Source organism: Klenkia sesuvii (assembly GCF_037083825.1).
GTDB lineage: Bacteria > Actinomycetota > Actinomycetes > Mycobacteriales > Geodermatophilaceae > Klenkia > Klenkia sesuvii.
In genome coordinates, this window is sequence record NZ_JBAPLU010000012.1 from 23,319 (window position 1) to 44,403 (window position 21,085).

At 75.3% G+C, this 21,085-nt stretch carries 18 protein-coding genes; 13 read left to right on the plus strand and 5 right to left on the minus strand.

What is annotated here, in order from left to right; translation table 11 throughout:
- Positions 1-57: 57 nt before the first annotated feature.
- Both TEK04_RS12855 and TEK04_RS12860 read right to left on the minus strand, forming a co-directional pair.
- On the minus strand, positions 58-984 hold the full coding sequence (locus tag TEK04_RS12855) for an alpha/beta hydrolase (protein ID WP_336404743.1): 927 nt from the start codon (positions 982-984) through the stop codon (positions 58-60).
- 10 nt (positions 985-994) lie between these two features.
- Complete coding sequence (locus tag TEK04_RS12860; protein WP_336404744.1) at positions 995-2,122, minus strand: 5-methyltetrahydropteroyltriglutamate--homocysteine S-methyltransferase; 1,128 nt, start codon at positions 2,120-2,122, stop codon at positions 995-997.
- Between the two features lie 54 nt (positions 2,123-2,176).
- Between TEK04_RS12860 and TEK04_RS12865 the strand changes: the two genes are divergently transcribed.
- From TEK04_RS12865 to TEK04_RS12880, 4 genes are all read left to right on the plus strand, one after another.
- The gene (locus tag TEK04_RS12865; RefSeq protein ID WP_336404745.1) at positions 2,177-2,473 is read left to right on the plus strand and encodes a hypothetical protein; all 297 of its coding nucleotides are present in this window, start codon (positions 2,177-2,179) and stop codon (positions 2,471-2,473) included.
- Positions 2,474-2,633: 160 nt separating this feature from the next.
- Positions 2,634-4,139, plus strand: coding sequence for an aldehyde dehydrogenase family protein (locus TEK04_RS12870; RefSeq protein WP_336404746.1), 1,506 nt, complete (start codon positions 2,634-2,636; stop codon positions 4,137-4,139).
- Positions 4,136-5,743: a GMC family oxidoreductase gene (locus TEK04_RS12875; RefSeq protein ID WP_336404747.1), complete on the plus strand. Its 1,608-nt coding sequence runs from the start codon at positions 4,136-4,138 to the stop codon at positions 5,741-5,743. The genes TEK04_RS12870 and TEK04_RS12875 overlap by 4 nt, the downstream gene beginning before the upstream one ends.
- A gap of 105 nt (positions 5,744-5,848) precedes the next feature.
- Positions 5,849-6,061, plus strand: a complete 213-nt coding sequence (locus tag TEK04_RS12880) for a hypothetical protein (RefSeq protein WP_336404748.1) — start codon at positions 5,849-5,851, stop codon at positions 6,059-6,061.
- 40 nt (positions 6,062-6,101) lie between these two features.
- Here TEK04_RS12880 and TEK04_RS12885 read toward each other — a convergent pair whose 3' ends face one another.
- Positions 6,102-7,607 carry an MFS transporter gene (locus TEK04_RS12885; RefSeq protein ID WP_336404749.1) on the minus strand — a complete coding sequence of 502 codons (1,506 nt, stop codon included), beginning with the start codon at positions 7,605-7,607 and terminating at the stop codon, positions 6,102-6,104.
- 296 nt (positions 7,608-7,903) lie between these two features.
- Between TEK04_RS12885 and TEK04_RS12890 the strand changes: the two genes are divergently transcribed.
- The 5 genes from TEK04_RS12890 to TEK04_RS12910 all read left to right on the plus strand — a co-directional run bounded on the left by TEK04_RS12890 (position 7,904) and on the right by TEK04_RS12910 (position 13,044).
- Positions 7,904-9,679 (plus strand): DEAD/DEAH box helicase, encoded by a 1,776-nt coding sequence (locus tag TEK04_RS12890; RefSeq protein ID WP_336404750.1) that lies wholly within the window; start codon positions 7,904-7,906, stop codon positions 9,677-9,679.
- Between the two features lie 96 nt (positions 9,680-9,775).
- Complete coding sequence (locus TEK04_RS12895) at positions 9,776-10,207, plus strand: hypothetical protein (RefSeq protein WP_336404751.1); 432 nt, start codon at positions 9,776-9,778, stop codon at positions 10,205-10,207.
- A gap of 9 nt (positions 10,208-10,216) precedes the next feature.
- Positions 10,217-10,906, plus strand: a complete 690-nt coding sequence (locus TEK04_RS12900) for a DUF6629 family protein (protein ID WP_336404752.1) — start codon at positions 10,217-10,219, stop codon at positions 10,904-10,906.
- Positions 10,907-11,070: 164 nt separating this feature from the next.
- Positions 11,071-12,480, plus strand: coding sequence for an NAD(P)/FAD-dependent oxidoreductase (locus tag TEK04_RS12905; RefSeq protein WP_336404753.1), 1,410 nt, complete (start codon positions 11,071-11,073; stop codon positions 12,478-12,480).
- Between the two features lie 84 nt (positions 12,481-12,564).
- Positions 12,565-13,044, plus strand: a complete 480-nt coding sequence (locus tag TEK04_RS12910; RefSeq protein WP_336404754.1) for an SRPBCC family protein — start codon at positions 12,565-12,567, stop codon at positions 13,042-13,044.
- Positions 13,045-13,099: 55 nt separating this feature from the next.
- Here TEK04_RS12910 and TEK04_RS12915 read toward each other — a convergent pair whose 3' ends face one another.
- The gene (locus tag TEK04_RS12915) at positions 13,100-13,819 is read right to left on the minus strand and encodes a mycothiol-dependent nitroreductase Rv2466c family protein (protein ID WP_336404755.1); all 720 of its coding nucleotides are present in this window, start codon (positions 13,817-13,819) and stop codon (positions 13,100-13,102) included.
- Between the two features lie 182 nt (positions 13,820-14,001).
- Here TEK04_RS12915 and TEK04_RS12920 point away from each other — a divergent pair, with 182 nt between their 5' ends.
- Positions 14,002-16,665, plus strand: coding sequence for a putative bifunctional diguanylate cyclase/phosphodiesterase (locus TEK04_RS12920; protein WP_336404756.1), 2,664 nt, complete (start codon positions 14,002-14,004; stop codon positions 16,663-16,665).
- 16 nt (positions 16,666-16,681) lie between these two features.
- On the opposite strand, the gene TEK04_RS12925 is transcribed toward TEK04_RS12920, so the two are convergent.
- Positions 16,682-18,025 carry an NAD(P)/FAD-dependent oxidoreductase gene (locus TEK04_RS12925; protein WP_336404757.1) on the minus strand — a complete coding sequence of 448 codons (1,344 nt, stop codon included), beginning with the start codon at positions 18,023-18,025 and terminating at the stop codon, positions 16,682-16,684.
- A 160-nt stretch (positions 18,026-18,185) separates the two neighbouring features.
- Between TEK04_RS12925 and TEK04_RS12930 the strand changes: the two genes are divergently transcribed.
- Genes TEK04_RS12930 through TEK04_RS12940 form a run of 3 tightly spaced genes read left to right on the plus strand, consistent with a single transcriptional unit; the run spans position 18,186 to position 21,081 of the window.
- Positions 18,186-18,806: a CAP domain-containing protein gene (locus tag TEK04_RS12930; RefSeq protein WP_336404758.1), complete on the plus strand. Its 621-nt coding sequence runs from the start codon at positions 18,186-18,188 to the stop codon at positions 18,804-18,806.
- Entirely contained in the window at positions 18,803-19,687 is an 885-nt protein-coding gene (locus TEK04_RS12935; RefSeq protein WP_336404759.1) for a YihY/virulence factor BrkB family protein, read from the plus strand. The genes TEK04_RS12930 and TEK04_RS12935 overlap by 4 nt, the downstream gene beginning before the upstream one ends.
- Complete coding sequence (locus TEK04_RS12940) at positions 19,684-21,081, plus strand: phosphatase PAP2 family protein (RefSeq protein ID WP_336404760.1); 1,398 nt, start codon at positions 19,684-19,686, stop codon at positions 21,079-21,081. Before TEK04_RS12935 ends, TEK04_RS12940 begins: the two co-directional genes overlap by 4 nt.
- The last annotated feature ends 4 nt before the right edge of the window (positions 21,082-21,085 follow it).

Consider the following 21,085-nt stretch of genomic DNA (forward strand, 5'->3'; position numbering starts at 1 on the left):
GCATCCGATGCGGTGTTTCGTTATCCGCTCGTTACGACCGGACCGGCTGTGTTCGGCTCAGCTGAACACCGGCAACCCCCGCGCCGCCTCGAGCACCCGCCCGAGGGCAGCGACGCAGGCCTCGTCGAGCGCGACCAGGTGGGCGAAGCCGTGCGGCACCCCGGGCAGGTCGAGCGCGGTCACCGGCACCCCGGCACCGGCCAGCGCGGTGGCGTAGGCCCGACCGGGGTCGCGCAGCGCGTCCAGCTCCGCGGTGACCACGAGCGCCGGGGGCAGCCCGGCATGGCCGTCGTCGTCCTCCAGCGGGCTGATCCGCGGATCGGTCAGCGGGTGGCCGCGGGGCACGTAGCTGCGGGTGTACCAACCCATGTCGGCCAGGGCGAGGAACGGCGAGGCGCCGTGCGCCACGACCGAGGGCCAGTCCACCCCGGCCCCCACCGAGGGGTAGAGCAGCAGCTGGGCGGCCGGCTGCGGGCCGCCGGCGGCGCGCAGCTCCCGGCACGCGACGGCCGCCAGGTTGCCTCCCCCGCTGTCCCCGGCGACGACCACCCGCGCCGGGTCCGGGGCGTGCGCCAGCGCCCATCGGACGGCGGCGACGGCGTCCTCGACCGCGGCCGGGAACGGGTGCTCCGGGGCGCGGCGGAACTCGACGGCGAGGACGACGGCGGACAACCCCACGGCCAGGCGCGCGGCCAACCCGGCGTACTCGCGCGCGGTCCCCACCGTCCACCCGCCGCCGTGCAGGAACACCACGGTCGCCCCACCCGGGGCCGGCGGCGTGTGCCGCTCAGCGGTCAGCCCGTCGCCCAGCTCGACGGAGTCCACCTCGACCGCCGGCGCGCCGGCCAGCCCGAGCGCCAGCACCTCGCCGAAGCGGGACCGGGCGACGTCCAGCCCGACCTCCCGGGCCGGCGGACCCAGCAGGGGAGCCAGCCGGTCGGCGAGGGCGGACAGGTGCGGCGGCAGCGACGGAGGGGTGCTCACCCCCGCATCCTCACCCCCAGACGTCGGCGGCGGTCTCCACGACGAGCTCGAGCTTGCGGACCTGCTCGTCGCGGGTCAGCGCGTTGCCCTCCACGGTCGAGGAGAACCCGCACTGCGGGGAGAGCGCGAGCTGCTCCAGCGGCACGTACTGCGCGGCCTCGTCGATGCGGCGCTTGAGGTCGTCGGCGCTCTCGAGCTCGGGGCGCTTGGTGGTCACCAACCCGAGGACGACGCGCTTGCCCGGCGGGACTAACCGCAACGGCTCGAAGCCACCGGACCGGGCGTCGTCGAACTCCAGGAAGAACCCGTCGACCTCCAGGGAGCCGAACAGGGCCTCGGCGACGAAGTCGTACCCGCCCTCGGCCGCCCACGACGACCGGAAGTTGCCCCGGCACATGTGGGTGGTGACGGTGAGCCCCTCGGGCCGGCCGGCGAGCGCGGCGTTGATCTGGCGGATGTAGCGCTCGTGCTGGTGCTCGGCGTCACGGCCCTGGGCGGCCAGCTGCGCCCGCTGGGCCGGGTCGTTGAGGTAGGCCAGCGAGGTGTCGTCGAGCTGCAGGTACCGGCACCCCTGCACGGCGATGCCCTGGACCTGCTGGCGGTAGGCCGCGCTGAGGGCGTCCCAGAACGCGTCCTCGTCGGGGTAGACCGCCGGGTCGATGGCCGCCGCCCCGCCCCGGTAGTGGACCATCGACGGCGACGGGATGGTCAGCTTCGCGGTCTGGCCCGGTTGCACCGCGCCCTGCAGGTGGGCGAAGTCGTCGGCGAAGACGGGCTCGTCGATCGACAGCGGCCCGGTGACGCGCAGGCCGGCCGGGGTGTAGTCGAGGGAGCCGTCGGCGTTGCGGAAGTGGACGGTGATGTTCTCGGCGACCTTCTCGATGCCCTGGATCGCGTAGATGAAGTCCATGTGCCACGAGGCCCGGCGGAACTCGCCGTCGGTGGCGGTGGCCAACCCGACGTCGGCCTGCATCCGCACGACCTCGTCGACCGCCTCGTCCTCCACCGCGCGGAGGCCGTCGGCGTCGAGCTCGCCGGCGGCGAAGCGCTCGCGGGCGGTGAGCAGGAACTCCGGGCGCAGCAGGCTGCCGACGTGGTCGGCGCGGAAGGGCGGGCCGTCCGGGGATGGGGTGCTCATCCCTTGATCGTGGCCCACCGGGGCACCACCCGCAGCCGCGCGGATACTCGGGGCGTGGACAAGCGGGTACTGATCGGGGCCGGGGTCTGGGTGCTGCTGACGGCAGCGGCGTTCCTGGTCGGCCCCATCCTCGGGTCGGCCGTGCTGCTGTTCGGCGGCGTGCTCGTCGTGGTCGCCCACCTGGCCAGCCACTGGGGCGAGGGCACGACGTTCGAGGAGCGCGAGCTGGCCCGGGCACGCCGCCGCCAGGCCAAGTACGAGGCCAACGCCGACAAGCGGGCGAAGGACCGGGCCCGCTGGGAGGCGGCCCAGGCCCGCAAGGCGCAGCGGGAGGCGCGCAGGAGCGGGTGACAGCTCGCCGCGCTGGTCCTGAGCACCCCCCTCCCGATGATCACGGACTCGTGCGCGGGACACGCCGTCCACGGGTGTCCTGGAGTCCGTGATCATCGACGGCGGTGTGCGTGTCAACTCCGGTTACAGACAACCGTTACCGGCGGGTAGGATCCGCGCCATGTCTCTCGTCGAGGACCGGGGCACCGTCGCCCCCGCCGACACCTTCCACTCCACCGACCCGGCCAACGGCTCGCTCGTCGCCGAGCTGCCCGTGCACACCGCCGACGACGTCGCCGCCGCGGTGGCCCGTGCCCGCGAGGCCGCGCAGGCCTGGGGCGCACTCGGGTTCTCCGGTCGGCGCACCCGGCTGGCCGCCTACCGCGGCTACCTCGCCCGGCGGATGCACGAGCTGGCCGACCTGGTGCACCGGGAGAACGGCAAGCCGCACGCCGACGCGCTGCTGGAGATCACCCTCGCCGTCGACCACCTGGCCTGGGCCGGCGCCCACGCGAAGAAGACCCTCGGCCCCCGCTCCGTCGCCCCGGGCCTGCTCGCGGCCAACCACCAGGCGGTGCTGGAGTACCAGCCCCTCGGCGTGGTCGGCGTGATCGGCCCGTGGAACTACCCCGTGTTCACCCCCATGGGCTCCATCGCGTACGCGCTGGCCGCCGGCAACGCCGTGGTGTTCAAGCCCAGCGAGTTCACCCCCGCCGTGGGCATGTGGCTGGCCGAGGCGTGGGCGGCCGCCGTCCCCGACCTGCCCGACGCCCTGCAGGTCGTGACCGGCCTGGGCGAGACCGGCGCCGCGCTCTGCCGCGCCGGCGTCGGCAAGGTCGCCTTCACCGGGTCCACCGCGACCGGCAAGAAGGTCATGGCCACCTGCGCCGAGACCCTCACCCCCGTGCTCATGGAGTGCGGCGGCAAGGACGCGATGATCGTCGACGACGACGCCGACGTGGCCGCCGCCGCCGACGCCGCGGTGTGGGGCGCCATGAGCAACGGCGGGCAGACCTGCATCGGCATCGAGCGCGTGTACGCCACGACCGCCGTGCACGACGCCTTCGTCGCCGCGGTCACCGCGAAGGTCAGCGCGCTGCGGCCGGGCTCGGACGAGGCAGCCGCCTACGGTCCGATGACGATGCCGTCGCAGGCCGACGTCGTCCGCCGGCACCTCGACGCCGCCACCGCCGACGGCGGCCGGGCCGCCACCGGCGGCACCCTCACCGACGGCTACGTCGCCCCGACCGTGCTGCTCGACGTCCCCGAGACCTCCGCGGCGGTGCAGGAGGAGACCTTCGGGCCGACCATCACCATCACGCGGGTCGACGACGCCGAGCAGGCCCTCGAGCTCGCCAACGGGACGTCGCTGGGCCTGGGCGGCTCGGTGTTCACCGGCTCGGCGAGGCGCGGCATGGACCTCGCCCGGCGCATGCGCAGCGGCATGACCAGCATCAACTCGGTGATCACCTTCGCCAGCGTGCCCTCGCTCCCGTTCGGCGGGGTGGGTGACAGCGGCTTCGGCCGCATCCACGGGGAGGACGGCCTGCGCGAGTTCACCCGCGCCAAGGCGATCACCCGCCAGCGCTTCGCCCTGCCGGTGCCGCTGATGAGCTTCGCCCGGCCCGAGAAGGCAGCCGACGCCCTCGCCCGCGTCATGGGCCTGGTGCACGGACGTCACCGGTGAGCGGCGCCGACGCCTTCGACGTCGTCGTCGTGGGGGCCGGCTCGGCCGGGTGCGCACTGGCCGGGCGGCTGACCGAGGACCCGTCGCTGCGGGTGCTGCTGCTGGAGGCCGGCGGCTCGGACAAGGTGCTCGAGGTCCAGATCCCGGCGGCGCTCTACAAGACCTTCCGCACCCGCCGCGACTGGAACTACGCCACCGAGCCGCAGCCGGCCGCCGCCGACCGTCGGGTGTTCTGGCCGCGCGGCAAGATGCTCGGCGGCTGCAGCTCCAACAACGCGATGATCTACATCCGCGGGGCTGCCGCCGACTACGACGAGTGGGCGCAGCTGACCGGCGACCCCGGCTGGTCCTACGAGTCGGTGCTGCCGCTGTTCCGTCGGATGGAGGACAACGCCCGCGGCGCCGACGCCTACCACGGCACCGGCGGCCCGCTGCGCGTGGAGGACCTGCGCTCCCCGCACCCGTGGACCCGCGCGGTCGTGGAGTCCGCCGTCGCGGCCGGTCACCCGCGCAACCCCGACTTCAACGGTGCCCGGCAGGAGGGCGTCGGGATGTACCAGGTCACCCAGCGCCGCGGCCGCCGCTGGTCGGCCGCCGACGCCTACCTGCACCCCGCCGCCGGCCGGCCCAACCTGGCCGTGCGCACCGGCTCGCACGTCACCCGGGTCCTGCTGGACGGCGACCGCGCCACCGGCATCGAGTACCTCGCCGACGGCAGGCTGCAGCAGGTGCACGCCGACCAGGTGGTGCTCAGCGCCGGCGCCATCGGCACCCCGCAGCTGCTGCAGCTGTCGGGCATCGGACCGGCCGACCACCTGCGCTCGGTGGGCGTCGACGTCGCCCACGACCTCCCGGGCGTCGGCGAGGGCCTGCAGGACCACCCGCTGGTGCCCACCATCTTCGACGTCCGCAGCGGCAGGTCGCTGTTCCGCGGGGAGTCCCCGGCGGGCTACGCGCAGTGGTTCGGCGCCCGGCGCGGACCCCTGACGTCCAACCTGGCCGAGGCCGGGCTGTTCACCCGGTCCGACGACGCGCTGGCCGAGCCGGACCTGCAGTTCCACTTCCTGCCGGTGAAGTACTGGCAGCAGGCGCGGGTCGACCCCGACGTCGACGCGTTCACCGCCTGCGCGGTCCTGGTGCGGGTGGAGTCCCGCGGGTCGGTGCGGCTGCGCTCGACCGACCCGACCTGGGCGCCGGCCATCGACGCCGGCTACCTCACCGACGACCGTGACCTGGAGGCGCTGGTCACCGGGGTCGAGATGGCCCGGGACATCGCCGCGGTGGGCCCGCTGGCCGGCGTGCTGGGTGCGGAGTGGTCCCCGGGTGGCACGGTGTCGACCCGGGCGGGCCTGCGCCAGGCGGTGCGCGACACCATGGAGTCGCTGTACCACCCGGTGTCCTCCTGCCGGATGGGCACCGACGACACCGCGGTCGTCGACCCGCGGCTGCACGTGCGCGGCATCGAGGGCCTGCGGGTGGTCGACGCCTCGGTGATGCCGACGCTGGTCCGCGGCAACACCAACGCGCCGACGATCATGATCGCCGAGCGCGCCGCGGAGCTCATCCGGGCCGAGCTGGGCGCACGCACCGCCGTCCCGGCCTGACGCCCCGGGCGGACGACGACGGTCCCGTGCCCTGGTGAGCGTCGGCGAGCGGGGTGGCCCGGTCACCGGCAGAGTGGGCACTCCCCGACTCCCTGGAGGCTCTCCGTGTGGCTGTTCCTCACCCGTCGCCTGCGCATGTGGTTGCTGCTGAGCGTGGGCGCCCCGCTGCTGGCCAAGCTGCTGCAGCGGGTGGGCAGCTCCTTGGAGCGCCGCACCGGCCCGACGACGCTGTCCCGCGCGCTGTGCAAGGGCGGGGAGTTCATCGACTCCCGCCGCCGGGGCGCCCGCCGGGACGCCCGCCGCGGCGGGCGTCGCTGACCTCGCTGCCGGTCCAGCGCCCCGGCCGGGCCGGGGACCCTCAGTCCAGCGCCGCGTGCCCGTGGTGCCCGGCGGGTTCCCGGTCGTCCGGGTCGTCACCGCGGTCGTTACGGCGGTCGCGCAACCAGTCGGGGACGGCGATGACCAGCGCGCCCACCGCCCCGAGCACCGCCACGCCGATCGCGACCCCCGCGGCGGTGGGGTAGTCCTCCTCGGTGGCGCCGAGGACGACGTAGAACAACCCGGGCAGGACGGCCGACCCCAGCGCGGCGCCGAAGCGCTGGGAGGTCTGCAGGCCCCCGCCGGCCGCGCCCGCCATCCGCACCGGGACGTCGCGGAGGGTCAACGTGATGTTCGGGCTGATCACGAACCCGCCGCCCAGGCCGGCGACGAACAGCGCCGGCAGCACCGCCCAGGTGAGCGTGCCGGGGTCGAGGGTGGCGACCAGGAAGGCGGTCAGCAGCAGTCCGGTGGACACCACCGACAGCCCGACCACGGTCAGCAGCCGGCCGAACCGGCTGACCAGCCGGCCCGCCACCGCCGCCGAGCCGGCCGCGCCGACGGCGAAGGGCATGACCGACAACCCCGAGTGCAGCGCCGTCCAGCCCAGCCCGGTCTGGAAGTACAGCGCGAACACCAGCCAGATCCCGCTGAAGCCGATGAAGTAGACGGTGCCGACCGCGACGCCGGCGCCGTAGCCTCGGGTCCGGGTGAGCAGCCGGACGTCGAACACCGGCTCCCTGCCCCGGGCGACCACCCGGCGCTCCCACACCACGAAGGCGGCCAGCGCCGCAGCCCCGAGCAGGAACAGGAACCACAACCGGTTCAGTCCACCGGCCTCGGCCTGCACCAGCGGCAGCAGCACGAGCACGGCACCCACGCCCAGCAGCAGCGTGCCCACGACGTCGATGTCCGTGCTGGTGCCCGAGGGCCGCCCCTTCGGCAGCAGCCGGGCGGCCAGCAGCAGGGCGACCACGCCGATCGGCACGTTGACGAAGAAGATGGCCCGCCAGCCGAGGTCCTCGCCGAACAGCCCGATGAGCAGCCCGCCGACCACCGGCCCCGTGGCGGTCGAGAGGCCCACCGTGGCACCGAAGAGCCCGAACGCCTTGCCCCGCTCGGCGCCGCGGAACAGCTGCTGGATCAGCGCCGAGTTCTGCGGGGCCAGGAAGCCCGCGGCCACGCCCTGCACCAGGCGGGCCGCCACCAGCGACTCGATGTTCGGTGCGGCCCCCGCCGCGGCGCTGGCCAGCACGAAACCGGCGAGGGCGACCAGGAAGATGCGGCGGCGGCCGAACGCGTCGCCGAGCCGGCCCGCGGGCACCAGGACGAGGCCGAAGGTCAGCGCGTAGCCCGACACCACCCACTGCACCCCGGCCGGGGTGGTGCCCAGCGCCTCGCGCATGGAGGGCAGCGCGACCGACACGATGCTGACGTCGAGCAGGGTCATGAACCCCGCGACCAGGGTGACCGACAGCGCGCGCCAGCGGCGGGGGTCGGGCTCGTAGGTGTCGTCGGCGGCGGGGCGCCGGTCGGTGGCGGTCACGCGGCAGTCACGGAGGTTCGCCCTACCCCACCGACCGCTCGCGGGAACATCGCGGGAACATCGCCGCGCGGTGTGACGACCAACTCCCCTCCGGTCGCCGTCCTTGGACCCCCGGCGTGGCACAGTGGTGATCACCGGCGCCGCCCCCCGCTCGTCCGGAGCGGGTGGACCCGACGTCGGCGCAGTGGCAGCGCCAGAGAGGCGCGCCGGCGACCCGACGTCCGACCGGACGGTGCGGCCCTCCCCGGGCCCCGCCCTGGCGATGAACGGTGGCCACCGACCTGGTGAGGACACCCGTGAGCACCGAGCACGACCCCGCGAACACCCCCGCACGCCCCCGCCGCCGGGCCACCAGCCCGGCCGGGCCCGGCGGCAGCCGGCAGGCCCCGGCCTTCCGCGCCCCGGGCGCCGGCTCCCCCGCCCAGCCGCTGGTCACCCGGCACGAGCCGCCGCGGCCCGAGACCCCGGGTGAACCCGGCACCGGACGGCGCCGCCGCCGCGGTGGCCGCGGCCGCGGCTACGGCCCCCGCCCCGAGCAGCAGACCGCCGGGCAGCCGGTCGAGCAGGCCGTGGCGCAGACCGCGTCCGCCCCCGCGCCCGCGGCGACCCCGGCGCCCCGCCCGGCGGTGGTCCCCGCGCAGGCCCCGGCCACCGTGCTGGCGACCGACACGACGTTCGCCGCGCTCGGCGTCCCCGCGCCCCTGGTCGAGACGCTCGAGGCCAGCGGCATCACCGCGCCGTTCCCGATCCAGGTCGCCACGCTGCCCGACACCCTCGCCGGCAGGGACGTCCTCGGCCGGGGACGGACGGGGTCGGGCAAGACGTTGGCGTTCTCCCTGCCGCTGGTCGCCCGGCTGGCCGCCTCCGACAGCCGGCGCCAGCCGCGCAAGCCGCGGTCGCTGGTGCTCGTGCCCACCCGTGAGCTGGCCAACCAGGTCGCGGCGGTCGTCACCCCGCTCGCCACCTCCGTGGGCATGAAGACCGCCGTCGTGTTCGGTGGCGTCGGGCAGAACCCGCAGGTGCAGGCCCTGGCCGGCGGCCTCGACGTGCTCATCGCGTGCCCCGGCCGGCTGGAGGACCTCATCGGCCAGGGCCACTGCGACCTGTCCGCCGTCGAGATCACGATCCTCGACGAGGCCGACCACATGGCCGACCTGGGCTTCCTGCCCGGCGTCAAGCGCCTGATGGACCGCACGCCGAAGGTGGGCCAGCGGCTGCTGTTCTCGGCCACCCTGGACAACGGCGTCGACGTGCTCGTGCAGCGCTACCTGGACCGGCCGACGACCCACTCGGTCGACCCCGCCGTCGCCCCCGTCGCGACCATGACCCACCACGTCTTCCGGGTCGACGCCGCCGACAAGGCCCAGGTGGTGAAGGAGCTGGCGTCGGGCCTGGAGCGGGTCGTGCTGTTCACGCGCACCAAGCACCAGGCGAAGAAGCTGGCCAAGCAGCTCACGGCCGGCGGTGTTCCGGCCGTCGACCTGCACGGCAACCTCAGCCAGAACGCCCGCGAGCGCAACCTCGAGGCGTTCACCACCGGCTCCACCCGGGTGCTGTGCGCGACCGACATCGCCGCGCGCGGCATCCACGTCGACGACGTCGCGATCGTCGTCCACGTCGACCCGCCGGCCGAGCACAAGGCCTACCTGCACCGCTCGGGCCGCACCGCCCGCGCCGGGGCCGGGGGCACCGTGGTCACCATCGCCACGCCCGACCAGGCCGGCGAGGTCCGCCTGCTGGCCCGCCAGGCCGGGATCACCCCCGAGGTGTCGGCGATCAAGCCCGGTGCCCGCGAGATCACCGCGCTGACCGGCCCGGCCGCCCCGTACGTGGAGCCGGCGCCGGTCGTCGAGCAGCCCCAGGGCACCGGGGGCGGACGGCGCCGGGGCGCCGGCCGGGCCGGGGGCGGCACCGGTGGCTCCCGCGGAGGCACCACGGGTGGCGCCCACGGCGGCGGTGCCCGCGCCACCTCGGGCACCGGCCGCTCCACCGGCCCGGCGCGCACCCGGGCCGAGCTCGCCGCCCGGGCGGGTCAGCAGCCGGCCCGCCCGCGCCGCAGCAGCGGTCGCTGACCGGTCTGCCCGGGGGCCGCACCGGCCCCCGGGCGGACCGCTCCGCCGTGGGGGAGGATCGAACCCTCCCCCACCCGCACCGACGAACGAGGTCCCATGCGCCTGCCCATCACCCCCGCCGAGATCGCGCCGCGCCTGGCCACCGGGGCGTTCATCCTGAACTCCGGGCTGGGCAAGCGGAACGCCGACGAGGCCACCGCCGCCGGCCTGCACGGGTTCGCCTCCGGCGCCTACCCGTTCCTGGGCAGGACCTCCCCGGCATCGTTCGCCAAGGCGCTGTCCACCGCCGAGATCGCCATCGGCGCCGCCCTGCTCACCCCGTTCGTGCCCACCGCCGTGGCCGGTGCGGCGCTCACCGGGTTCGCCGGCGGCCTGCTCGGGCTGTACCTGCGCACCCCCGGGCTGACCAAGCCCGGCAGGTCCGTCGCCCCCACCCAGGACGGTCTGCCGGTCTCCAAGGACGTGTGGATGCTCGGCATCGGCCTGGGCCTGCTCACCCAGGCCGTGCGCGACCGCCGGGCGAAGTAGCCCGCCCCCGTGTGCTTCTCGGCCACGGCCGACTTCGTCGCCGCCGGGGTGCTCGCCCCGGTCGGCGTCGCCACACTGACCCAGGTGCGCACCCGGCGGGACGTGCCCTTCGCCTCGCTGCCGATGCTGTTCGCCGCGCACCAGTTCACCGAGGGCTGGGTGTGGCTGGCCCTGGAGGGCCACGTGCCCACCGGGGTCGGTGACGTCGCCGCCTGGCTCTACGCGCTGTTCGCCTACGGGCTGCTGCCCTTCCTCGTCCCGGCGGCCCTGCTGCTGATCGAGCCGCCGGGCCGCCGACGGCTGCACATGGTGCCCTTCGTCGTGGTCGGCGTCGTGACGTCGGTGTACCTGTTCTGGGCCACGGTCGCCCACCCGGTGGACTACGAGCAGGTGCACCACTCCATCGCCTACACCGCGCACGCCCCGCTGCTCGGCGTCGCCGCGGTCGGCTACGTGCTGGCGACGGTGGGCGCCGCGCTGCTGGCCGGTTACCGGTCGATCATCGCCTTCGGCGTCGTCAACGCCGTGGGCCTCACCGCGACCCTCGTCGTCCTCGCCGAGGCCTTCGCCTCGATCTGGTGCGTGTGGGCGGCCTTCACCAGCGTCCTGGTGCTGGTCTTCTTCCTGCGCCGCAACCGCGCCCAGGGACCCGCGGTCAAGCGGCACCAGCAGCAGCGCCCGGCGACCACCTCGGGCTGACCCCGCCGGGCCGGTCGGGCCGGGTCGGCGGCTGCACGGTGGCGGGGCCCGGCCGGGGCGGGCAGGCTGGGCGGCACCGGCGACGACGCGCGCGGGCAGTGCGCCGCGGCCGGCGACCGGCGTGGGACGATGGAGACATCATGACGACATCCGGAGCTGCTGCTGTGACGACGACCCCGACCGCCCCCCGCCGTCCCCGCGTGGTCATCATCGGCTCCGGCTTCGGTGGCCTCTTCGCCGCGCAGCGGCTGCGCAAGGCAGACGTCGACGTCACCCTCGTGGCCAAGACCGGCCACCACCTCTTCCAGCCGCTGCTGTACCAGGTGGCCACCGGGATCATCAGCGAGGGCGAGATCGCCCCGCCGACCCGCGACATCCTCAAGAAGCAGAAGAACGCCACCGTCATCCTGGGCGAGGTCGTCGACATCGACCTCGCCGACAGGACGGTCACCTCGTGGCTGCTCGGTCGCGAGACCGTGCACGCCTACGACCACCTGATCGTGGCCGCGGGTGCGGGGCAGTCCTACTTCGGCAACAGCCAGTTCTCCCAGTTCGCCCCCGGCATGAAGAGCGTCGACGACGCCCTCGAGCTGCGCGGCCGCATCCTGGGCGCCTTCGAGATGGCCGAGGCGGCCACCGACCCGGCCGAGATCGACCGGCTGCTCACCTTCGTCGTCGTCGGCGCCGGCCCGACCGGCGTGGAGATGGCCGGCCAGATCGCCGAGCTGGCCCGCCGCACGCTGAAGAACAACTTCCGCAACATCGACCCCAAGTCGGCCCGGGTGATCCTGCTCGACGCCGCCCCGGTCGTGCTGCCCCCCTTCGCCGAGAAGCTGCAGAAGAACGCCGCCGAGCAGCTGCGCGGCATCGGCGTGGAGATCCAGCTCGGCGCCATGGTCACCGGCCTGGACGCCAACGGTCTCGACGTCAAGGAGGGCGACAGCACCCGCCGGATCACCGCGGCCACCAAGATCTGGGCGGCCGGCGTGCAGGCCAGCCCGCTGGGCGCGCTGCTGGCCCAGCAGTGCGACGTGCAGGTCGACCGGGCCGGCCGGGTGGAGGTCCAGCCCGACCTCACGCTGCCCGGGCACCCCGAGGTGTTCGTCGTCGGGGACATGATGAGCCTGGACCGGTTGCCCGGCGTCGCGCAGGTGGCCATCCAGGGTGGCCGCTTCGCCGCCGACCGCATCGCCGCCACGGTCTCCGGTCGCAAGCACAAGGAGAAGTTCGAGTACTTCGACAAGGGCTCGATGGCCACCATCAGCCGCTACAAGGCCGTCGCCGACCTGGGCAAGATCAAGGTCACCGGCTTCCTGGCCTGGGCGATGTGGCTGCTGGTCCACCTGGTCTACATCGTGGGCTTCAAGAGCCGGCTCACCACCACCTTCAGCTGGGTCGTCTCCTTCCTCGGCAAGGGCCGGGCCCAGCGGGTGGCCACCCAGCAGCAGGTCTACGGCCGGCTGGCGCTGGAGAAGCTGGGCCCCGACTTCGAGGTGGCCCAGACCGGCGGCCTGCACGGGTCGGCAGCCGACCCGGTCCGCATCGACGCACCTGCCGACCGCACCGTCGCCTGACCGGCAGCGGTCCAGCGGCGGCGCGGCGGCGGTCCAGCGGAGGGTGGCCTCGCCCGCCGGGGTGCGGGCAGCCACACTCGGGGCGTGAGCAGCCTGCGCCTGTCGGACTCCATCGTCGTCGCCGCCTCCCCCGAGGAGGTGTACGACCTGGTCTCCGACGTCACCCGCACCGGCGAGTGGAGCCCGCAGTGCCGCGCGTGCTGGTGGGAGGCCGGCGCCACGGGCGCGGTCGGTGACGTGTTCGGCGGCCGGCAGGAGACGCCCGAGCGCACCTGGGAGACCAGGTCCCGGGTGGAGGAGGCCGACCGGCCGCGGGCGTTCGCGTGGAGCGTCAACGACCGCAAGGTGTTCTGGCGGTACGACCTCGAGGCGGTCGAGGGCGGCACCCGGCTGACGGAGTCCTGGGAGTTCGCCGACGCCGGCCTCGCGTTCATGGCCGAGAAGTACGGCGCCGACGCCCAGCACGAGATCGGCACCCGGCAGGAGGCCGCCCGCACCGGCATCCCGGCCACGCTGGCCGCCCTGAAGCAGATCGCCGAGCAGGGCACCGGGTCGCGGGGCTGACCACTCGCGCCCGGTCGTGAGCCCGGGGGTCGGCCCCCGGGGTCCCGCCGAGCGGTCAGCGCTTCTGGCGGCGGCTGCCCCCGTGCCAGTCCTCGGTCTGCCCCACCTCACCGGGGGCGACGCCGAAGCTGCGCAGCTGCGGCCGCTCGCGCAGCGACCGCTTCAGCTCGGTGAAGCCCGGGAACGACGCCAGGCCGATGACGTGGTCCCAGAGCGCGACGGCGTCCTCGGGCGCGGGCAGCCGGCTGATGACCGGCCCGAAGAACGCCAGCCCGTCGGGCGGGTCGAACTGCAGGATCGGCGTGCCGACGTCCTTGCCGGCCAGCGCCAGGGCCTCGTCGGTCTCGGCCTGGATGCCGGCGTCCAGGGTGTCGTCGTCGAGCGCGTCGGCGAGGTCGCCCGCGAACCCGAGCCCGGACAGCACCGGTGCCAGGAAGTCGGCAGTGCCGCGACGGTCGTGCCCGGGGGTGCCACCGACCGGCTCGGCGTCGTGGATCTCCGTGCCGACCGCGGCGTAGAAGCGGCCGACGCCGTCGGTGCCGTGCTCGTCGCGGACCCGGGCGGCCACCCGCAGCAGGCGCAGGCCGGCGGTGTGGCCGGCCTCGTACTCCGGCGGGAAGTGGCTGGCGTAGTCGACGTGCGCGTTGAGCAGCCGCAGCGAGATGAACCGCCACTCGACGGTGTACTCGCGTTGCCGTGCCACCTCCTCCACCCACCGGCTGGTGAGCCAGGCGAAGGGGCAGACCGGGTCGAACCAGAAGCGGAGGTCGGTCACCCGTCCAGTCTGGCGCCCCGGGCACGACCACGCAGGTCGCGCCGGTCGTGCCCGGGGTGGCAGCGGCGGCCTCACCCGGAAGGAGGGGTCAGCGCCTCCTGGGGTGGACGATCTGGTTCCGTTGCCCGATGGGGAGGGCGGGCCGCCCAGCGCGGGCCCGTCCGACGTCCCCCGGAGGTCCGGTGCCGACCCTCGACACCCTCCTGCACCGCACCCGCGCACCCCACCGCGGCGTGCCGTTGTGGGTGTACCTGACCGCCCTGGTCGGCGTCCCGCTGGTGGGCGTGGTCGCGCTGAGCTCGATCATCGTCGAGACCCGCCGCGCCGAGGCGCGCAGCGCGGTCCGGGCCGCGGACGCCGTCCAGGAGACGGTCCTGCTGGACCAGGCGCGGCGGACCGCCGAGAACGAGGTCGTCTGGTCGCTGCTGCTGTGGGCCATGGACGACCCGGTCATCATCGAGGGGATCGGGCTCCCCTCGGCGCAGGTGCAGGCGCAGCGTCCGCTCATCGACGGGTTGCGGACCAGCTACCGCGAGGCCACCGACGCCGCGTTCGCCGGCCTGGCCGCACGCCGGCCGGAACTCGCCCGGTCCGCGCGCGGCGCCCTCGAGGAGGCGCGCGCGATCGCCGACGCCCGCGCCACGAGGCTGAACGACCTGTTCCTCGACTACGTCGAGCTGTCCGACCAGCTGTGGGCCGCCGAGCGCCAGTCGACCGCCGCGGCCCTGGCCGACGGCACCCCCGCCCCCACCCGCGCCGCCGTCGCCGACGCCGCGCTGGTGGCGCAGTACGCGCAGTCGGCGAGCCGCCAGCTGCCGCTCTACCTGGGATCGCTCATCGACCAGGAGGCCGGCTCGACGATCGGCACCCGGTTGGGGTGGGAGACCGGCTGGCTGACCTACACCGGGGCCCGCGCCCAGCTGGACGAGCTGGCCGACCCCGTCAACGTCGCCCGGTGGCGCGAGTTCTCGGTGCTCCCCGTCGTCCTGGGGCTGGACGCCGCGCTCGACCCCGCAGCCACGGCGCCGGGTGCGGTGCCCACCGTGCTGCAGGTGGTCTCCCTGGTCACCCAGCGCACGACCCGGGACGTGGCCACCGCGGAGCTGGTCGGCGGGACCTTCGCGCACGCCCAGGTGCTGGCCGCGCAGGACGCCGACGCCGCCAGCGACCGCTCCACGACCACCCTGGCGCTGGCCGGGTCCCTGGTCGCCGCGGCCGCGCTCGGCGCCGTCCTGCTCGCCCGGTCGATCGGGCGCTCGCTGGGCCGGCTGGCGGCGCAGGCCGCGCAGGTGAGCGAGGGGGCGCTGGTCGAGGTCGGCGGTCGGGGGCCGCGGGAGGTGCGCACGGTCGGTGCGGCGCTGGGGACGGCGGTCGGCAGCCTGCGCCGGATCCAGGACCAGGCGCAGGCGGTGGCCGAGGGCGACCTGACCAACGTGCTGCTGGAGGAGCCGCTGCCCGGCCCGTTGGGCGCGGTGGTGCACGCCTCGGTCCAGCAGATCGTGAGCTCGGTCCGCCAGCGGGAGGAACTGCAGTCGGCGCTGGCCCACCAGGCTGCGCACGACCCGCTCACCGACCTGCCCAACCGGGCCCAGGCGCTGGCGCTGACCGCCGCCGCGCTCAACCGCGGGCGCCGGTCCGGGGACATGGTGGGTCTGCTGTTCGTCGACCTCGACGGGTTCAAGGCCGTCAACGACGGCTACGGGCACGCGTGCGGGGACGAGGTGCTGCGCGAGGTGGCCCGCCGACTGCGCGGGCAGCTGCGCGGCGGGGACGTGGTCTGCCGGCTCGGCGGCGACGAGTTCGTCGTCCTGGTCGAGCCGGTGGAGCTCGAGGCCGACCTCGTCGAGCTCGCCGGGCGGCTGATCGAGGCGGTGTCCCGGCCCATCACCGCGCAGGGCCACCGGATCACAGTCGGCGCCAGCATCGGCGTCGGGGTCAGCCGGGACGCCGCGGTGGACGCCGACGCGCTCCTCGCCGAGGCCGACACCGCGGCCTACCGGGCCAAGGCGCACGGCCGCGGGCGGGCAGAGGTCTTCGACGACGCGCTCCGCGCCCAGCTGCTCGCCCAGGCCGCCCTGGAGCGGGCCATCGCCACCGGGCTGGGGGCCGGCGAGTTCGAGGTGCACTACCAGCCCGTGGTCGAGGTGGGATCGGCGTCGATCGCCGGCTACGAGGCGCTGGTCCGCTGGAACCGGTCCGGGCTCGGGCTCGTCCCCCCGGACGAGTTCATCCCGGTCGCGGAGTCCACCCGCCTCATCTGCGACCTGGACCGCTGGGTGCTCGGCACCGCCACCCGCCAGCTCGCCGCCTGGCGCGCCGCCGCCGGCGGGGCGGCCGACCACGTGACGGTGGCGGTCAACCTGTCCGGCCGGCACCTCACCGACCGCCGGGTCGTCGACGACGTCGCCGCCGCCCTGGCCGCCGCCGGGCTGCCCGCCGACCGGCTGGTCCTGGAGGTCACCGAGACGGTCCTGGTGGACGACCCGGTCGCCGCCGAGCACCTGACCGCCCTCCGCGGGCTAGGGGTCTCGATCGCCATCGACGACTTCGGCACCGGCTACACCTCGATCGGCCAGCTGCGCAGCCTGCCGGTGGACACGCTGAAGATCGACCGGAGCTTCGTGGCCTCCACCGAACCCGGCCACGACCAGCTCGTGGCCCTGATGATCAAGGCCGCGCACACCTTCGGCCTCACCGTGGTCGCCGAGGGCGTCGAGGACGTCCACCAGCTGGGGCGGCTGCAGGAGGAGCGGTGCGACCACGCCCAGGGCTGGTGGTTCGGCCGTCCGTTGCCGGCCGACCGGGCCGGCGAGCTGCTCGTGGGGCCGGTGGCGACGGCGGGCTGACCGCCGGGCGGCGGCCTCAGTCCCGCAGGTGCGCCGCGGACTGCTGGGCGGTGCTGACCAGGGCCTGGTCGGGGCGGATCCGGGTGACCTCGACCGACTGGGCCGGCAGCAGCGCCGCCAGCAGCCAGTCGGTGCCCACCCGCACGCGGTTGGCCACCGAGGGCAGGGCGTAGAGGTGGTAGCCACGGGCGACGAGCTTGGCCAGCGGGCCGTGCAGCTTCAGGCCCAGGGGCTTGGCGATCGCATCGCGCCCGCCCAGGTCGGCGACCAGGCCGAGGTCGTGGTGCCGGTACTCCTTCGCGGTCCCGAAGCCCAGGCTGGCGGCGACGTTGCGGCCCAGCGCGGTGCCCTGCCGCTGGGCGTGCTGCGCGGTGGGCGGGGTCAGCGGGGCGCCCTCCTGGGTGAGGTCGGGCACGGCGGCCGCGTCGCCGCCGGCGAACACGCCGTCGGCACCGGGCACCGAGAGGTCCGGGCGGACGACGAGGCGGCCCTTCTGCAGGGGCAGGTCCAGCGTCTCCACCAGCGGGCTGGCCGCGACGCCGGCGCCCCACACCAGCGTGCGGCTGGGGATCGTCGAGCCGTCGGTCAGCTCCGTCTCGCCCTCCCTCGCCTCCTTCACGGTCACGCCGAGCCGGACGTCGATGCCGCGGCGGCGCAGCGCGCCCAGGGCCCGCTCCCCCAGCTCCGGACCGAGCTCGGGCAGCACGCTCTCCGCCAGGTCGACCAGCACCCAGGAGATGTCCTCCGGGCGCACGGTCGACCAGCGCGCGGCGATGGTGCCCAGCCAGTACTGCAGCTGGGCGACGATCTCGGTGCCGGTGTACCCCGCACCGACCGCGACGACGGTCATGCGCGCCCGGCGCTCGGCGTCGTGCTCGGGGCCGGCCGGCAGGGCGTCGGCGCGGTCGAGCTGGCGCAGCAGGTGGTCGCGCAGGAACTGGGCCTCCACCAGCGTCTTCACCCCGTGCGCGCGCTCGGCCACACCAGGGATGTCGAACTGCCGGGTGATCGACCCCGGCACCAGCACGAGGCGGTCGTAGGAGAGGGTCACGACCTCCTCGGTGGCCCCGCCGTCGTCCGTCGTCCGGACCGTGACGGTCTTAGCCTGGTGGTCGACGTCGGTGGCGCTGCCCAGCACCACCCGGGTGCGGCGCAGCTGCTGGCGGAGGCTGACCGCGATGTGGCGGGGCTCGACGACGCCGGCGCTGACGTCGGGCAGCAGCGGGCTGTACAGCAGGTAGTCGCTGGGGTTGACCAGGACCAGCTCCGCGGCTTCGGCGGGCAGGGTGCGCTCCAGCCGGCGCAGGGCGTGGTAGCCGGCGAAGCCACCACCGACGACGACGATGCGGGGGCGGCTCATGGGGTTCTCCTCTGCGGTGCGGGTGCGGGTCCGTCGATGACCTGCCCGCGGGCGCGGGTCCCGAACCCGTCACGCGGGTCACGCCGTCGGCAGGTCGCAGAACGGTGACGATCCGCCCGCCGACGCGTCGGACCCCCGTGGGCCCGGGCAGCCCGACCCGATGCGACGACTCGCCCCCTGCGCTGCACCGCTCGTCCTGGCCGTGCTGATGGGCACCGGCTGCGCGGTCTCCCGGGCACCGGCCCCCGGCGGCGCGGACCCCGGTGCAGCACCCGCCCCCCAGTCCGCTCCCGCCGCCGGGCCCGACGCCCCCGCCGAGGACCAGATCGCCCGAGCGGTGTTCGACCGGGTCAACGCCGAGCGGGTCGAACGCGGCCTGGCCGAGGTGTCGTGGAACGAGGGCCTGGCCACGCTCGCCCGCGACTGGAGCGAGCAGATGGCCGGCTCGGGCGAGTTCGTCCACCAGGACCTGCGTCCGGTGCTGCAGGGTGACCGGCTGCCGGGCCTGGTCGCGCTGGGCGAGAACATCTTCACGTCGTCGGGCCCGGTCCCCGCCGGCACCGTGCACGTGGAGTGGATGCGGTCCGACGAGCACCGCGCCAACCTGCTCGACCCGGGTTGGGACCGGCTGGGCATCGGGGTCGTGTGCGCCGCCGACGGCTCGGTGTGGGCCACCCAGGAGTTCGGCCGGACCGCCGGGTCGGACCGGCCGGCCGTGGCCCGCACGACCCCGCCGGCCGAGCCGCTGGTGGCGGCGGGGCAGGACGGACCCAGCTGTTGAGCGACCGCGCGCGGTTCGCCACCGCCACCCGGCCGCTCCATCGGGGGCTGGACCGGGCCGGACGACGGTGGCGGACGGCGGTCGGCCGCCTGCCCGGACCGGTGGTGACCTTCGGCCGGTGGCTCACCAGCCCGGAGTTCTCGACGGTGAGCGCCGCGTTGGCCTTCTACTCGCTGATCTCGCTGCCGCCCATGGTGCTCATCGCCTTCTGGGTCGCCGGGCTGGTGGTGGACGACGCGACGCTGCAGGGCCTGGGCGACCAGGTCTCCGGGCGGACCCCGGACCAGCTGCCGGTCGGTGCGGTGCTGCGGGGGTTGATCGACGTGGCCTCCCGCGTCGGGCCGGTGGCGGTGCTGTCGGCCGTCTGGCCGGCCACCGCCTACGGGGCGGCACTGGCCCGCGCCTTCAGCCAGGTCACGCCGCAGACCAAGGAGAAGATCCGGGGCCTGCGAGGCAGGCTGCTGGCCCTGGCGGTCATCGCCGTGCTGCCCGTGGCGGTGTTCTCCGGGCTCGCCGCGCTGTTCGTCGTCCCGCGGCTGCTGGGTTCCGGGTGGCAGCTCACCGTCCTGCTCGCCCTGGGCGTCCTCGTCCTCCTGGTGGGGATCATCAGCCTGCTCTACTGGCTGTTCCAGGTCCGGGACACCCGGTGGGACGACGTCGTGCTGGGCGCCCTCGTCGCCGCCGGCCTGGTGGGCCTGAGCACGGGGGTCTACCTCGGCTACCTCACCTGGTTCGCCGACTTCACCGAGCGGTACGGCGCCAGCTCGCTGGCCACCCTGGTGCTGCTGGCCTTCTGGCTGCTGATCGGCAACGCCGTGCTGCTGGTCGGCTACCGGTTCATGGTCCGCCGTGCCCAGGTCCGCACCGGCGAGGACCCGTGAGGGGCGCGGGGGCCCGGTTCGGCACCCGGGTCGCCCTGGGCTGGGGCTCGGTGGTCGGGCTGGCGGCCGTCTTCGGCGTGCTCTGGCTGCTGGTGGTCCGCGCCTGGGCCCCGCTGGGTGCCCTGGACGGCGACGTCGCCGCCGGCCTCAACGAGGTGGTGCGCCGGTCCCCGGGGACGGTCGACGTGCTGCGGACGGCGACCGACCTCGGCGGGACCGGGACGTCGGTCGTCGTGCTCCTGCTGACCGGTGCGTCCCTGCTCGTGCGTGACCAGCGGCGGCTGGCGGCGTTCGTGGCGGTCACCGGCCTCGGGCTGTGGGTGCTGGTGCCGCTCACCAAGGCGGTGGTGGACCGGGCCCGGCCGGTCGTCGACGTCCCGGTCGTCGCGGTGCCCGCCAACGCCAGCTTCCCCAGCGGCCACGCGATGGCGTCGCTGGTCACCTGGGGCGTCGTGGCGCTGGTCGCCCTGCCGGTGGTGCACCGCCGGGCGCGGCCGTGGCTGGTGGCGGTGCTGGCCGTCGTCGTGGTGGCCGTGGGGGTCACCCGGCTGGCCCTGGGGGTGCACTTCGTCTCCGACGTGCTCGCCGGGTGGGCCCTGGGGGCCTGCTGGCTGGCCGCGACCGCACTGGCGTTCCGCGGCTGGCAGCACGACACGGGTCGCCGGTCGCGGGAGCCGTGGGACGGCCTGGAGGTCGACCGGCGGCAGGCCCGGGAGCTGCGGGTGCCGGCCGCGACGGCACCGGCGGTGTGGCCCAGCGCCCGCCGTCTGGGCCCGGTCGCGGTGCTGCTGGGCGGCGCACTCATCGGGCTGGGCCTGCTTGTCGTCGGGCCCCTGCAGGGCACCCCGCTGCTGCAGGCGGACGACGCCGTGGCGGCGTGGTTCGTGCAGCAGCGGACCGGCGACCGGACCGTGCTGGCCGACCTGGTCGGCTCGCTGGCCGGCACCCAGGTGTTCGTGGCCGTCTCGGTGGCGACCGCGACGCTGGCGGTGGCCCTCACCCGGAGTCTGCGCCCGGCCGTCTTCGTGCTCGTGGCGGTGGCCGGCGAGCTGCTGCTCTACCTCGTGGTGTCCCAGGTGGTCGGCCGCGCCCGCCCGGACGTCGTCGACCTGACCACCGGGCTGCCCGTGGGGGCCGGCTGGCCGTCCGGGCACGCCGGCGCCGCGGTCGCCGTCCACGGTGCGCTGGCGCTGCTGGTCCTCCGGTGTGCCCGCGGCCGGTGGCGCTGGGCGGTGCCGGCGTTGGCGGTGCTGGTCGCCCTCGGGGTGGGCACCGCGCGCTTGTACGTCGCGGCGCACCACCCCTCGGACGTGCTGGCCGGCTACGTGCTGGGCGGGGTGTGGCTGATGGCGTGCGCACGGGTGCTGCTGCCCCCACCTCGCCGTACCGGGTGACCGC

What these genes read in the sequence shown, in the direction of transcription:
- TEK04_RS12860 (WP_336404744.1), bottom strand. Translation starts at nt 2,122, where the DNA reads ATGAGCACCCCATCCCCGGACGGCCCGCCCTTCCGCGCCGACCACGTC.
- TEK04_RS12870 (WP_336404746.1), top strand. Translation starts at nt 2,634, where the DNA reads ATGTCTCTCGTCGAGGACCGGGGCACCGTCGCCCCCGCCGACACCTTC.
- TEK04_RS12895 (WP_336404751.1), top strand. Translation starts at nt 9,776, where the DNA reads ATGCGCCTGCCCATCACCCCCGCCGAGATCGCGCCGCGCCTGGCCACC.
- TEK04_RS12925 (WP_336404757.1), bottom strand. Translation starts at nt 18,025, where the DNA reads ATGAGCCGCCCCCGCATCGTCGTCGTCGGTGGTGGCTTCGCCGGCTAC.
- TEK04_RS12930 (WP_336404758.1), top strand. Translation starts at nt 18,186, where the DNA reads ATGCGACGACTCGCCCCCTGCGCTGCACCGCTCGTCCTGGCCGTGCTG.